We start from the raw sequence: 13,521 nt of genomic DNA on the forward strand, positions 1-13,521 counted from the left end.
GATCTCCTCTCGTCCAGGACCTGTGCAAACGCTACCGCCGAGCACCGACAAGACGCCTCCCACGCTCAGCCCTGTTGCATGCCGCTCGCCGGATCCTCCCTGAGCACCTGAGCGGCCTTCTTACAGGCCCTCAGCGCCGCCTTCGCGTACGCGGGCGACGCCCCCGCCAGCCCGCACGCCGGCGTCAGCACGACCTGCCCGGCCAGCTTGTCCGGCGGGAACCCGAGCCGCCGCCACAGCTCCACCGCCGGCTTGGCGATCACCTTCACGTCAGGCAACCGCACGTCCCTGGCCGGCACGACGCCGTGAAAGAACATCGCCCCGGCCTCGATAAGCTCCCCCAGCGCTTCCTCGTCCCGCCGCCGCAGCAGCGAGGCGTCCACGGACACCCCGCGCACCCCGGCCCGTCGCAACACGCCGAACGGCACGGACGGCGCGCAGCAGTGCACGACCGGATCCTCGAACAGCCGCAGCGACTCCTCGGCCCGCCATTCCTCCACGGCGGCCAGCCGCCCGAACCCGGAGGCCGTCGGCACGGTCCCGGCCAGCGCCCCGGGCAACCCCGGCTCGTCGAGCTGCAACACGATCTCCGTCACCCCGGGCAGCCGCCGCCGCACCTCGGCGCAGTGGTCCGCGACGCCTTGGGCGAGCGAGGCCGTCATATCACGAACGGCTCCGGCGTCGGCGAGCACCTTGTCCCCGTATTTCAGCTCGATCGCGCCGGCCAGCGTCCACGGCCCGCACACCTGCAGCTTCAGCGGCCCCGCATAGTCGTGCCCGATCTCCTCGAGCCCGTCCAGGTCCCACCGCAGATGATCGACGGCCCGCTGATGATCGCGTCCCGGCCGGTCGGTCAGCCGCCACCCGGACGGCTGCACCTCGACGGGCAGATCGATCAGCAACGCCGCCGTCCTGCCGATCATGTCGGCGCCGACGCCTCTGGCCGGCAGCTCCGGCAGGTACGGCAGCCCGGGCACCTCGCCGAACACGACCCGGACCGCCTCGAGATGGTCTTCTCCAGGATGCGATCCGACCCCGGTGGCTTCCCACGTTGACATGGGGACAAGCGTAGGCTCTGCGAAGTGGAACTCACTAAATACGGCCACGCGTGTGTACGCCTGGAGAAGAACGGCAAGGTCCTGGTCATCGACCCGGGGGCGTTCACCGAGGACCCGGTGCTCGACGGCGCCGACGCGATTCTGATCACGCACCAGCACTTCGACCATGTCGACCCGGCCAAGCTCGAGACCGCCCCGCCCGGCGTGCAGATCTGGACCTGTGAGGGCGTCGCCGGCGAATTGTCCGACGTGCCGGTCAAGGTGAACGTGATCCGGCACGGCGACGACTTCGAGACGGCCGGTTTCCGGGTGAAGGTGTTCGGCGAGTGGCACGCGAAGAACCACCCGGACATGCCGATCGTGCAGAACGTCGGTTTCCTGCTGGACGACGAGGTGTTCTACCCCGGCGACGCGCTCACCGTCCCCGAGGTGGAGGTGCCCACGCTACTGGTGCCCACCAACGCGCCGTGGCTGAAGATGTCCGAGATGGTGGACTATCTACGCACGGTGCGCGCAGCGCGGGCGTACTCCACGCATGACGGCCTGCTCAACGACAACGGCCTCGGCATCGTGGACAACTGGCTGAAGATGGAATCCGACAAGCAGGGCACCGACATCCGCCGCCTGCACGTCGGCGAGTCGGTCACGCTCAGCTAGCGGAGACGATGGTCGCCGAGCCGATCACCGTGTCACCGGAGTAGAGCACGGCCGCCTGACCTGCGGCGACCCCCGTGGCCGGGCGGTCGAGGTCGATGCGGAGCCCGCCGTCGGCCTCCTCGAACCGGCACGGGTAGACCTCCCCGTGCGCCCGCAACTGCACGGTGAGGTCGTCGTGGCGGTGCGACCCACCCTCCCGGCGCCGCGCCGGGGACGGGCCGTTCCAGATCGGGCGCCCGCAGGTGATCGAGGTGACCTCCAGCGCCGAGCGCGGCCCGACCGTGACCGTGTTGGACACCGGCTCGATCGACAACACGTAGCGCGGCCGGCCGTCCGCCGCCGGGCGGTCGATGTGCAGGCCCTTGCGCTGGCCGATCGTGAACCCGTGCGCGCCCTGGTGGCTGCCGACCACCTCGCCGCTCTCGTCCACGATGGGCCCCTGCGCCGAGCCGAGCCGCTTGGCCAGGAAGCCGCGCGTGTCGCCGTCGGCGATGAAGCAGATGTCGTGGCTGTCGGGCTTGTCGGCGACGGTCAGGCCGCGCCTGGCGGCCTCCGCGCGCACCTCGGCCTTGGTCGAGTCGCCCAGCGGGAAGATCGCGTGGCCGAGCTGATCGCGGGTGAGCACGCCGAGCACGTAGGACTGGTCCTTGCCCGCGTCGACGCTCCTGGACAGGACCCCGTCGACCAGCCTGGCGTGGTGACCGGTCGCGACCGCGTCGAAGCCGAGGGCCAGCGCCCGGTCGAGCACGGCCGCGAACTTGATCTTCTCGTTGCAGCGCAGGCACGGGTTGGGCGTGCGGCCCGCCGCGTATTCGGCCACGAAGTCCTCGACCACGTCGCGCTGGAAACGCTCGGCCATGTCCCAGATGTAGAAAGGGATGCCGATCACATCGGCGGCGCGGCGCGCGTCCCGCGAGTCCTCGATCGTGCAGCACCCCCGGGCTCCCGTGCGGTGGGATTGGGGGTTGGAGGACAGGGCGAGGTGCACACCAGTGACGTCGTGGCCCGCCTCGGCGATCCGAGCGGCGGCCACGGCAGAGTCGACGCCGCCCGACATGGCGGCAAGCACACGCAGTCCCATGACGCTTCCAGCGTACTGTCCGGCGGGGAGTGCGCGACCATGGCGGGGATCTGGGAGTATTCAGCGCATGCGACTGTTCGGGCGCAAGGACGCAGATCACGAGGACAGCGAGCCACGCGGAGACGAGATCTCCATCTCCACGTTCTGGACGTGGTGGGAGGAGAACAGGCCGCGGCTCGACTCGCTCGTGGCCGAGGGCGATGCCGGAGGGCTGGAGGACCTGCTCGCACCGGCCGTCGCCGCCGTGCATCCCGACCTGGTCTGGGAGGTGGCCCCCGGCAGGAACGCCATGCACACCCTGGTGGTGACCGCGGCGGGCGACGCCGAGCTGCGCCCGCTCGCGCACCGCTGGGCGAAAGGCGCGCCGCCCGCCGACCTGCTGTGGGAGTTCCACCCGTCGCGGCAGGCCAATCCGCAGGCGCTGGAGCTCACCCTGGACGTCGGCGGCTTCGAGTTCGCGCTCGACAAGCTGATGCTGGGCCTGCGGGCGCCCCGGGACACGCCGCGAGTGGACGTGGCCGCGTACCATCCGATCTTCGGCGAGCTCGACGAGGACTCCAGGATGGACACCGCGCTGCTGGCTCTGGACTGGCTGCTCGGCGAGGACGACGTGGCCAGGTGGGTGGGTGAGATCACCGCCGTCACGTTCGAGCCGATCGACGCGGTGCCCGCCGTGCACCTGCCCGCCGTGGTCGCCGACGTGGCCTCCGGCTTCGAAGAGGAGCAGTGGATCCTGCTCGAAGGCCAGACGGCGGCCGGCGCGCCGCTCGTGGCCACGGCCCGCTATCCGCTGCGCCCGGTCGACTATCCGCTGTTCGACCAGCACATCGCGATCACGCTGCCGTACGCGCACCGCGACGAGGCGGGCCTGCCGATCGGCGAGTCGCTGGCGGCGCTGCGCGACTTCGAGGAGCGGCTGGCCGCTCGCATGCTCAAGCTGCGCGACGACGCGGTGCTCGCCGCGCATCTGAGCACCGAGGGGCAGCGGACCATCCACGTCTACGCCGACCCGACCGGCGACGCCGCGATCCACGCCAAGGAGCTCATCGTGAGCTGGGAGGAAGGCGAGCCCCGCGTCGACGTCGGCACCGACGCGGGCTGGACCGCCGTGGCGCCCTTCCTCAGCTGACCACGCGGGCCGGCCTCAGCTCAGGCCGGCCCGCCGCGCCCGTTCGACGGCGGCCGGGAGCACCTCGATCAGGCGGTCGACGTCCTCGCGGGTCGAGGTGTGGCCCAACGTGAACCTGAGTGAGCCCCGCGCCGCGGCCGCGTCGGCCCCCATGGCCAGGAGCACGTGAGACGGCTGAGCCACCCCCGCCGAGCAGGCCGAGCCCGTCGAGCACTCCACGCCTTTGGCATCGAGCAGCATGAGCAGCGCGTCACCCTCGCAGCCGGGGAAGGAGAAGTGGGCGTTGCCGGGCAGCCGGTTGGCCGGGTCGCCGTTGAGGATCACGTCGGGCACGGCCTGGCGGACACGTTCGATGAGCTCGTCGCGCAGCGCCGTCAGACGGCGGCTCTGTGTCTCCTGATGCTTGACGGCGGTGCTGACGGCGGCCGCGAGCCCCGCGATGGCGGGCGCGTCCAGCGTGCCGGAGCGCACGTCGCGCTCCTGGCCACCGCCGTGCTGCACGGACACCGGAGTCAGCCCTCTGGCCAGCAACAACGCGCCGACCCCCATCGGGCCGCCGACCTTGTGACCGGTCAGCGTGAGGGCGTCGGCCCCGGACTCGGCGAACGACACGGGCAACTGCCCGATCGCCTGCACCGCGTCGGTGTGGAACGGGATGCCGTGGTCACGGGCGATGGCCGCCAGCACGCGCACCGGCTGGATGGTGCCGACCTCGTTGTTGGCCCACATGATGCTGATCATCGCCACGCTGCCGGGGTCGCGCTCGATCGCCGCCCGCAGCGTGTCGGGGTGCACCCGGCCGTACGGGTCCACCTCCAGCAGCTCGACCTCCGCGCCCTGGCTGGTGGCCAGCCAATGGGCCGGGTCGAGCGCGGCGTGGTGCTCCACGGAGCTGATCAGCACGCGCCGGCGCGGTTGCCGTGCCCAGTAAAGACCCTTGATCGCGAGGTTGTCCGCTTCGGTGCCCCCCGAGGTGAACACGACCTCACTGGGCCGGGCGCCGAGCGCGTCGGCGATCGTCTCACGCGACTCCTCGACCACCCTGCGCACCTGGCGACCCGCCGCGTGCAGCGAGGAAGGGTTGCCGACGCGTTTCAGTTGCTCCGTCATGGCCTCGATCGCCTCGGGCAGCATGGGCGTGGTCGCTGCATGATCAAGATAGGCCGACGGTCTGGTCACGTGCTCAGGGTATCTCGTTTGCTACTGTACCGTCCGGACGGTACAGTAGAGGCATGAGAAGGGACGAGCTTTTGGACGCGGCGGAGGAGCTCCTCTGCGACCAAGGCTCGACCGCGCTCACGCTGTCGGCCGTCGCAGAGCGAGCCGGCGTGAGCAAGGGCGGCCTCCTCTATCACTACGGCTCCAAGGAAGCCTTGATCAAAGGCATGGTCGAACGGTTGATCGAGGACTTCGACGAGCTGATGGCCGCTCAGCCTGGTGAAACCTACACCGAGCGCTACCTGGGTGCGACGCTGGCCGCCGTCCGATCGGGGCGGCTGCGACGATGGGCGGTCGTCACAGGTGCGTCGGGCAACCTCTTCCTGCTGGCGCCGCTCCGCGACGCCATGGCCCGATGGCATCGGGAGGGGTTGAGCGAGGAGCCGGATCAGCGGGCGTCGCAGATCGTACGGCTCGCGTGTGAGGGGCTCTGGGACGTGGCCAGCCACGATCCGGAGCTGAACAGCGAGGATGACCTGCGGGCCCTGGAGAGCCGCATGAGAGCCATCCTCAAACCTGCCTGAGCCCCGCCCCTTCTCCAGCCCTTTCACCCTGACACCTCGGCGCGCCCTTCTTCGCGTGCCGGGGTTACGACTGCGTGGACCCCCTTCGGGATGACCCGATGCGGTGCCATGCGCCCAAAAACGCTGACAACAACGACTTCATGGGGGTGTTGCCGTATGACCCGCAACCTGAGGAGTGCCCGCTATGGGGCGGTCCTCACCTTCGTCCTTGGCGGCCTGATGGTGGGCACGATGACCGTGCGCATCCCGGCGCTGACCGACAAACTCGGCCTGTCCGAGTCCACGGTCGGCGCCATCCTGCTGGTCTGGGGCCTGGGCGCCCTGGTGACCATGCAGGCCATGCGCGGGATCATGGCCCGCGCGGGCAGCAGGGCGGTCCTGCGGGTCGGCGGCCCACTCACCGCGCTCAGTCTCGTGGCCGTGGCCTTCGCCCCGGATCTGCCGTGGCTCATGGTCGCCGTGGCGGTGTTCGGTCTGGGGTTCGGCATGGTCGACATCGCCATGAACGCCCAGGGTTCCACCGTGGAGCAGGCGTACGGCCGTCCGTTGATGAACGGCATGCACGCGGGCTGGTGCGTCGGCGCGATCGCGGCAGGCGCCGTCGGCAGCCTGTCGATCGCCCTAGGGCTGTCGTTCACCGCCAACGTGGCGCTGATCGGCCTGGCCGCGCTACCAGTCATGATCTTGCTCGGCCGCACGTACCTGCCCGAGTCGCCGGCCGCCAGGGCCACCGCGACGACCCGTCGGCGCATGCCGCCGATCGTCTACCTGCTCGGCGCGATCATGTTCTTCGCGTTCATGGTGGAGGGCACGGTCGCCGACTGGAACGGCCTGTACATGCGCAACGAGCTCGGCGCCCCTGAGGCCCTGGCAGCGCTCGGCTACCCGGTGTTCGAGGCGGGCATGCTGATCGCCAGGCTCACCGGCGACCGGCTGCGAACCAGGTTCGGCGTGCGCGGCATGCTGACCGTCTCCGGGCTGGCCACGGCCGGGTTCTTCGCGGTGGTGCTGCTCGCTCCCGCGGCGCTGGTGGCGGTGTTCGCGATGTTCTTCGTCGGCCTCGGCGTGGCGACGATCTCACCGCTGACGCTGTCGCTCGCCGGGACCGCGACCGACACCCCCGGTCCGGCGATCGCCCAGGCGGGCGCGATGGGGTACACGGGCCTGCTGCTCGGCCCCGTGGTGATCGGCTTCCTGTCGGACGCCACCAGCCTGCGTACCGCGCTCGGCATCGGCGTCGTCCTGGGCGTGCTGATCACCCTGGCCTCCCGCTTCCTCCCCCGCACCGAACCGGCCGCCGTCAGCCGGATGCCGCTCCCGGACCGGCAACCCGCTGAGGTCGCCGCCTGACCGATCTAAGAGTTTTCTGTGGATGGGCCCCCGTCGCGCCGGAGTCACCCGCGTGGCGGGGCCCCGCTCACAGAGAACTCACAGATCCCCACGGAACACCTCCAGCCCGCCGCCTCACCCTGGACGCATGATCCAGCTCAGCGGATTGACCAAACGCCACGGCGAGGTGCTCGCCGTGGACGATCTCACCTTCACGGTACGGCCGGGACTGGTCACCGGCTTCCTGGGCCCGAACGGCGCAGGCAAGACCACGACCATGCGCATGATCCTCGGCCTCGACCTGCCCACCTCCGGCACCGCCACCATCAACGGCCGCCGCCACCAGGACCTCCCGCACCCGCTGCGCGAGGTCGGCTCACTGCTGGAGGCGCAAGCCGTGCACCCGCGCCGCACCGCCCGCAAGCATCTGCTCTACCTGGCCCAGACGAACGACCTCGCTCGGGCCCGCGTCGACGAGGTCCTCGACCTGGTCGGGCTCACGGACGCGGCGGACAGGAAGGCCGGCGCTTTCTCGCTGGGCATGAGCCAGCGGCTGGGCATCGCCGCCGCCCTGCTCGGCGACCCACCGGTGCTGCTGCTCGACGAGCCGGTCAACGGCCTGGACCCGGAAGGCGTGTTGTGGATCCGCACGCTCCTCCGGGGCCTGGCCGCCGAGGGCCGTACGGTGCTGATCTCCAGCCACCTGATGAGCGAGATGGCACTGACCGCGGACCGCCTGGTGGTGATCGGCAAGGGCCGGCTCATCGCCGAGTCGGACATCGGCGAGTTCACCGAGGGCGGAGCCGCGGTGCTCGTACGCACGCCCGAGGCCCCCTCCTTCACCCGGCGACTGGAGCTGACTGGCGCGCACGTGCAGGAGGGCCGGGACGGCGAGCTGATCGTGACCGGCATGACGGCGCCCGACATCGGGCGGTTGGCGGCGGCCGAGGGGGTGCCGCTGTTCGAGCTCACCCCGCGGCGTGCATCACTGGAGGAGGCGTTCATGGAGCTGACTCGTGAGAGCGTCGAGTTCGGGGTGGCACGATGATCGACGCAGGAGTGCTCAGGGCTGAGTGGACCAAGTTCAGCAGCATCAGGGCCACCATGGTGTTGTCGCTGGCTACTGTCGCGGTGGCGGGGACGTTCGGGTGGTTGTTCAGCAGCGCGGCGGCCAACCAATACGCGTCCGCCACGCCACAGGAACGACTGGACTTCCAGCCTCTCGACATGGGCATGCGCGGGCTGTTCATCATGCAGTTGCTGATCGCGGCGCTGGGCGTGCTGGTCGCCTCCTCCGAGTACGGCTCGGGCACGATGCGGGCCAGCGTCGCCGCCGTGGGCAGGCGGGGCCGCCTGGTGGCCGCCAAGGCGGGGCTGACCGCACTGACGGCGCTGCCGGTGAGCGTGGCAGGGATATGGCTGATGTACGTGGCGAGCCAGACGACCCTGGCGACGGGCGGCGCGCCGTACACCATGCCCGGCGACCCGGCCGCACTGCGGATGCTGCTGCTCGGGCCGCTGGTGTTCACGCTGCTGGCCCTGTTCGGGCTGGCGCTCGGCTTCCTGCTGCGCGGCACGGCCGCCGCCGTGAACGTCAGCACGGCCTTCCTCCTGCTGCCGATCCTCGCCACGGCCTCGCCCGGCCCGGTGCGGCACTTCATCTCCACCTACTGGCCGAACATGGCCGCCTTCCAGACCGTCTCCGGAACATCCGAGCTCCCGGCCTGGGCGGGATCCGGCATTCTCGTCGGTTTCGTGGCGGTCATGCTGATTACCGCATTCGTCCAGTTCAACAACAGCGACGCCTGACTACGCTGGACCGGGGAGGTGCCGTGGGCGAGAGACTGCTGGTGGTCGACGACGAGCCCACCGTCAAGGAGCTGCTGTCGGCGACGCTGCGGTTCGCGGGCTTCACGGTGAGCTCGGCGGAGAGCGGTGCCCAGGCACTGGAGTCGGCCCGGCGCGACCCGCCCGACCTGGTCCTGCTCGACGTCATGCTGCCCGACCTCGACGGCTTCGAGGTCATTCGCCGGCTGCGGAGTCTGCCTCGGGCGGGCGGGCGGCCGGGTCCCGTACCCGTGCTCTTCCTGACCGCGCGCGACACGACGGCCGACAAGATCAACGGACTCCGGCTGGGCGGCGACGACTACGTGACGAAGCCGTTCGACCTGGAGGAGCTGCTCGCCCGTATCCGGGCCATCCTGCGGCGCACGGGCGCGATCCCCGACGACCACACGATCGTCGTCGGAGACTTGGAGGTCGACCCCGACGGCCACCAGGTGACCAGAGCCGGCCGCCCGGTACGCCTGTCGCCGACGGAGTTCCGGCTCCTCCACCACCTGGCGCTCAACGCCGGCCACGTGCTGCCCAAGCCCCAGATCCTCGAACACGTCTGGCGCTACGACTTCGCCGGCGACACGAGCATCGTGGACACGTACGTGAGCTACCTGCGCCGCAAGCTCGACACCGGCGGCGAGCCCAAGCTGATCCACACCGTCCACGGGATCGGCTACGTGCTCCGCAAGCCGAAGCAATGATGATCGCCCGCCTGTCGCTGCGGACCCGCCTGCTGGCCATCACCGTGGCGTTGCTCGTGGCCGGCCTGGTGGCGATCAGCTCGATCGTGCTGCGCCAACTGGAGACCCAGCTCCTGGCCCGCGTGGACGCGCAACTGGCCCCGATGGGCACGGCGCTGTCGGCCATCCCGCCCGAGTTCATCGCCAGGATGCAGCGGCAGGCGGACCGGGCGCCGCTGGGAGCGGCACAACTCGACCTGATCGAGAAGGCGTACACCGCGTACCTGTCGGCCGACGGCACGGTCGTCCGTGAGATGGGCGACCCGGTGGGACCCGATCTGCCCCGGCTCGACGCCGCCACCGTGTCGGCTCGTGCGGGCAAGCCGTTCACCGTGGAGGGACCGAACGGCGAGGAGTGGCGGGCGGTGGCCCTGCCGCGCGCCGCCACGGGCGGCTCCGACCACGCCAGCGTCGTCGGGGCCGTCTCGCTGGAGGCCATGCAGTCAACGATCGCCCGGCTCCGCGCCGCCTGCCTCATCGCAGGCTCCGTGCTGCTGGCGCTGCTCGCGCTGCTGGGCGGCATCGCGATCAGGGCGGGGCTGGCGCCGCTGCGCCGCGTCGAGGAGACGGCCGCGGCCATCGCCGACGGCGACCTGTCCAGGCGCGTACCCGAGCCTGGCCCGCCGAACACCGAGGTCGGACGCCTCGCCCGCTCGCTCAACAAGATGCTCGCCCAGATCGAGCAGGGCGTGGCGGCCAGCGCGGAGTCCGAGGCCCGCATGCGCCGCTTCGTCGCCGACGTCAGCCACGAGCTCCGTACCCCGCTGTTCGGCATCAAGGGCTTCTCGGAGCTCTACCGCATGGGCGGCACAGAGGCCGAGCCCGCGCTGGCCCGCATCGAGAGCGAGTCCGGGCGGCTGGCACGGCTGGTGGAGGACCTGCTGCTGCTCGCCGGCCTCGACGACACCGACGGCCCCGCCCTGGACCTCACCCCGATGGACCTCCGCACCCTCGCCGCCGACGCCCGCCATGACTTCGCCGCCCTCGACCCGTCCCGCCCCGTCGCGTTCACCGGGCCTTTCGGCGGCCCGGCGGCGAGCGCCCCGGTGCTGGGCGACGAGGCCCGGCTCCGGCAGGTGGTCAGCAACCTCGTCGGCAACGCCGTCACCCACACGCCCGGCGGCACCCCGGTGCGGATCGGCGTGGGCACCTCCGGATCGGAGGCCGTGCTGGTGATCGAGGACGAGGGCCCAGGGCTCAGCGCGGAGGAAGCCACCAGGGCGTTCGACCGGTTCTACCGGGCGGACAGCTCACGGGCGCGTACGACGGGGGGCGCGGGATTAGGGCTGGCCATCGTGCGCTCCATCGTCACGGCCCACGGAGGGCGGGTGGAGGTCCACTCGGAACCCGGCAAGGGCGCCGCCTTCCAGATCCACCTCCCAGCCGCCGCCCCTCAGTGAAACCGGCCATCTTGGGGCGATCATGGAGTAGGAATGGCTGGACCCGGGCATCCGCCGCTATCTGGGCGGTCCAATCGCCCCCGAGACCCTGGAACGACGGCGCCAACCACAGCCGGGGCGCGGCATGTTCACCGTCACCCTCGACGAGGACACGAGCGTCGGCTTCTGCTGAAGACGATGAGCGCATGCGCGCCCGCATCACCCTGGCGCAGGAGAAGGGCTTCGTCACGATCACCAGCGCCGCGACGATCGTCGAGACCGCACGGGGCAGGCAGGCCGGGCAGCGTTTGCGCTTCAAGCCGGTCCAAGCTGAGTGTTATCGACGTGACCTCAGAGGTGGCGGACTTGGCGGCGCGCTTGCTGGTCGCGACAGGGTTGTCCGGTCACGACTGCGCCGTCGACGCCATTGTCGTGGCCACTGCAGTCGGCGCGAGCGGAGCCGCCAAGGTGGCCTCCAGCGACGGCACCCACATTCCGAAGCTGTGCTCGGTGGCTACGGAGCTGCGTGACGGTCCGCCGGTGGACTGGCTGAGGGTGTAGGCGCTGGCCTTCCACATTCACAAAGGACGACGTGCCAGCCGGTGTGGGGCACGACGCAATCGGCCGCCGAATCGGCGAAGCGGCTTTGAGCAGGGGTTTGGGGGGCTGCGCCCCCCAATGTCACAGCCTGCGCTCCTCAGCGCGAAGCGCTCCTTAGCGAAGACCGTGCTTGCCCCCGCGCTACCTCACTTGCGCTTCTTGACTTCCTCCGTGAGCTGGGGCACGACCTGGTGGAGGTCGCCCACCACGCCATAGTCGGCCAGCTCGAAGATCGGCGCCTCCGGGTCCTTGTTGATCGCGACGATCGTCTTCGCGGTCTGCATGCCGGCCCGGTGCTGGATCGCCCCGGAAATGCCCGCCGCGATGTACAGCTGCGGCGACACCGTCTTACCCGTCTGCCCGACCTGGAACTGGTGCGGGTACCAGCCCGCGTCCGTGGCTGCGCGCGAGGCGCCGACGGCTGCGCCGAGCGCGTCCGCGAGCTCCTCGATGATGGAGAAGTTTTCGGCCGAGCCGACGCCGCGGCCGCCGGAGACCACGATCGCGGCCTCGGTCAGCTCGGGGCGGGCGCCCTTCTCCTGCTTGACGCGCTCCACGATGCGGGCCGCCTTGGCCGCCTCGGACAGCGCCACCGAGATCTCCTCCTCCGCTCCGGCGCCCGCGGCGGGCGCGGGGGCCGTGGAGTTGGGGCGTACGGCGACGATGGGGGTGCCCTTGCGGACCTTCGACTGCACGTTGATGCCGCCGCCGAAGATGGACTGGTCGGCCACGAAGCCCTCGCCGAGGCCCACGGCGTCGGTGATGACGCCGGAGTCCGTCTTGACCGCGAGGCGGCCGGCGATCTCCTTGCCCTCGGCCGTGGCGGCGACCAGCACGGCCGACGGCGACTTGTCGGCCACCAGCTGGGCCAGCAGCTCGGCCTTGGGTGCCACGACGTACTCGACGATGTCGCCGGCGGGAGCGACGTAGATCTTCTCGGCGCCGTACTCGGCCAGCCTGGCCTTGGCGTCCGGCGTGATGCCGGGGCCGGCCCAGACGGCGGAGGGGGTGCCGAGGGTGCGGGCCAGCGTGAGCAGCTCCAGCGTGACCTTCTTGACCTCGCCGTCGACGTGCTCGACGAGAACGAGAATCTCCGACATTTCAGTAAGCCCCCGTTCTCAGATGAACTTCTTCGACGCGAGGAACTCGGCGGCCTTCTCGCCACCGTCGCCCTCGTCCTTGACGACCGTGCCGGCCGCGCGCGGCGGGGCCGCGGCGAAGTCGACGACCTCGGACCAGGCAGCGGCCAGGCCGACCTGGGCGGCGTCGATGGAGGCGTCGCCGATGGCGAGCGTCTCGACCGGCTTCTTCTTGGCCGCCATGATGCCCTTGAACGACGGGTAACGCGGCTCGTTGATCTTCTCGACCACGGACACGACCGCCGGCAGCGTGGCCTCGACCTTGTCGAAGCCGTAGTCGGTGAGGCGCTGGATCCTGATCGAGGAGCCCTCGATGTCGACCTTGTTGGCCAGCGTGAGCTGCGGCGTGCCGAGGCGCTCGGCCAGCATCGCGGCCAGCACGCCGGTGCGGGCGTCGGTGGACTCAGAGCCCAGCACGACCAGGTCGAACCCGATCTTCTTGAGCACCTGGGCCATCGCGTAAGAAGTCGACAGCGCGTCGGAGCCGTGCAGGGCCTCGTCGGTCAGGTGCACGGCCTTGTCGGCGCCCATGGCCAGGGCCTTGCGGATGGTCTCAGTGGCCTTGCCTGGGCCCATGGTGAGCACGGTGACCTCGCCACCGTGGGCTTCCTTGAGCTTCAGCGCCTCCTCGACCGCGTACTCGTCAAGCTCGTTGACCACGCCGTCGGCGGCGTCGCGGTCGAGCGTCTTGTCATCGGACCGCAGCTTGCGCTCGGTCGCCGTGTCGGGGACCTGCTTCACGCAGACGACGATGTTCATGGCCGGTGGCCGACCTCCCGTTTCGCGTGCGCCACCGCATCGCTGCGATGGGCGCCGGATGCAATGCTGTCC

At 70.6% G+C, this 13,521-nt stretch carries 14 protein-coding genes; 9 read left to right on the top strand and 5 right to left on the bottom strand.

Annotated features, from left to right (window positions below):
• Positions 1-65: 65 nt before the first annotated feature.
• On the bottom strand, positions 66-1,058 hold the full coding sequence (locus EDD27_RS34445) for a methionine synthase (protein ID WP_127936098.1): 993 nt from the start codon (positions 1,056-1,058) through the stop codon (positions 66-68).
• A gap of 24 nt (positions 1,059-1,082) precedes the next feature.
• Between EDD27_RS34445 and EDD27_RS34450 the strand changes: the two genes are divergently transcribed.
• Complete coding sequence (locus EDD27_RS34450) at positions 1,083-1,715, top strand: MBL fold metallo-hydrolase (protein WP_127936099.1); 633 nt, start codon at positions 1,083-1,085, stop codon at positions 1,713-1,715.
• On the opposite strand, the gene mnmA is transcribed toward EDD27_RS34450, so the two are convergent.
• On the bottom strand, positions 1,708-2,796 hold the full coding sequence (gene mnmA / locus EDD27_RS34455) for a tRNA 2-thiouridine(34) synthase MnmA (RefSeq protein WP_127936100.1): 1,089 nt from the start codon (positions 2,794-2,796) through the stop codon (positions 1,708-1,710). The genes EDD27_RS34450 and mnmA overlap by 8 nt on opposite strands.
• A 67-nt stretch (positions 2,797-2,863) precedes the next feature.
• Here mnmA and EDD27_RS34460 point away from each other — a divergent pair, with 67 nt between their 5' ends.
• Positions 2,864-3,925 (top strand): DUF695 domain-containing protein, encoded by a 1,062-nt coding sequence (locus tag EDD27_RS34460; protein ID WP_127936101.1) that lies wholly within the window; start codon positions 2,864-2,866, stop codon positions 3,923-3,925.
• A gap of 15 nt (positions 3,926-3,940) precedes the next feature.
• Here EDD27_RS34460 and EDD27_RS34465 read toward each other — a convergent pair whose 3' ends face one another.
• Positions 3,941-5,104 carry a cysteine desulfurase family protein gene (locus EDD27_RS34465; protein ID WP_127936102.1) on the bottom strand — a complete coding sequence of 388 codons (1,164 nt, stop codon included), beginning with the start codon at positions 5,102-5,104 and terminating at the stop codon, positions 3,941-3,943.
• A 53-nt stretch (positions 5,105-5,157) separates the two neighbouring features.
• Here EDD27_RS34465 and EDD27_RS34470 point away from each other — a divergent pair, with 53 nt between their 5' ends.
• From EDD27_RS34470 to EDD27_RS34500, 7 genes are all read left to right on the top strand, one after another.
• Complete coding sequence (locus EDD27_RS34470) at positions 5,158-5,667, top strand: TetR/AcrR family transcriptional regulator (RefSeq protein WP_127936103.1); 510 nt, start codon at positions 5,158-5,160, stop codon at positions 5,665-5,667.
• 108 nt (positions 5,668-5,775) lie between these two features.
• Positions 5,776-7,017: an MFS transporter gene (locus EDD27_RS34475; protein WP_338324677.1), complete on the top strand. Its 1,242-nt coding sequence runs from the start codon at positions 5,776-5,778 to the stop codon at positions 7,015-7,017.
• Between the two features lie 127 nt (positions 7,018-7,144).
• Positions 7,145-8,044 (top strand): ABC transporter ATP-binding protein, encoded by a 900-nt coding sequence (locus tag EDD27_RS34480; RefSeq protein WP_127936105.1) that lies wholly within the window; start codon positions 7,145-7,147, stop codon positions 8,042-8,044.
• On the top strand, positions 8,041-8,805 hold the full coding sequence (locus tag EDD27_RS57105) for a hypothetical protein (protein ID WP_127936106.1): 765 nt from the start codon (positions 8,041-8,043) through the stop codon (positions 8,803-8,805). The genes EDD27_RS34480 and EDD27_RS57105 overlap by 4 nt, the downstream gene beginning before the upstream one ends.
• 23 nt (positions 8,806-8,828) lie before the next feature.
• Positions 8,829-9,533: a response regulator transcription factor gene (locus tag EDD27_RS57110; protein ID WP_127936107.1), complete on the top strand. Its 705-nt coding sequence runs from the start codon at positions 8,829-8,831 to the stop codon at positions 9,531-9,533.
• On the top strand, positions 9,530-10,972 hold the full coding sequence (locus tag EDD27_RS34495; protein WP_127936108.1) for a sensor histidine kinase: 1,443 nt from the start codon (positions 9,530-9,532) through the stop codon (positions 10,970-10,972). Before EDD27_RS57110 ends, EDD27_RS34495 begins: the two co-directional genes overlap by 4 nt.
• 345 nt (positions 10,973-11,317) lie before the next feature.
• Entirely contained in the window at positions 11,318-11,512 is a 195-nt protein-coding gene (locus tag EDD27_RS34500; RefSeq protein WP_164903914.1) for a hypothetical protein, read from the top strand.
• Between the two features lie 185 nt (positions 11,513-11,697).
• Here the strand turns inward: EDD27_RS34500 and EDD27_RS34505 are convergent, their stop codons facing one another.
• Together EDD27_RS34505 and EDD27_RS34510 are read right to left on the bottom strand one after the other, a co-directional pair.
• The gene (locus tag EDD27_RS34505; protein WP_127936110.1) at positions 11,698-12,651 is read right to left on the bottom strand and encodes an electron transfer flavoprotein subunit alpha/FixB family protein; all 954 of its coding nucleotides are present in this window, start codon (positions 12,649-12,651) and stop codon (positions 11,698-11,700) included.
• Between the two features lie 18 nt (positions 12,652-12,669).
• Positions 12,670-13,449, bottom strand: a complete 780-nt coding sequence (locus EDD27_RS34510; protein WP_127936111.1) for an electron transfer flavoprotein subunit beta/FixA family protein — start codon at positions 13,447-13,449, stop codon at positions 12,670-12,672.
• Positions 13,450-13,521 lie beyond the last annotated feature (72 nt).

It is taken from the genome of Nonomuraea polychroma, from assembly GCF_004011505.1.
GTDB lineage: Bacteria > Actinomycetota > Actinomycetes > Streptosporangiales > Streptosporangiaceae > Nonomuraea > Nonomuraea polychroma.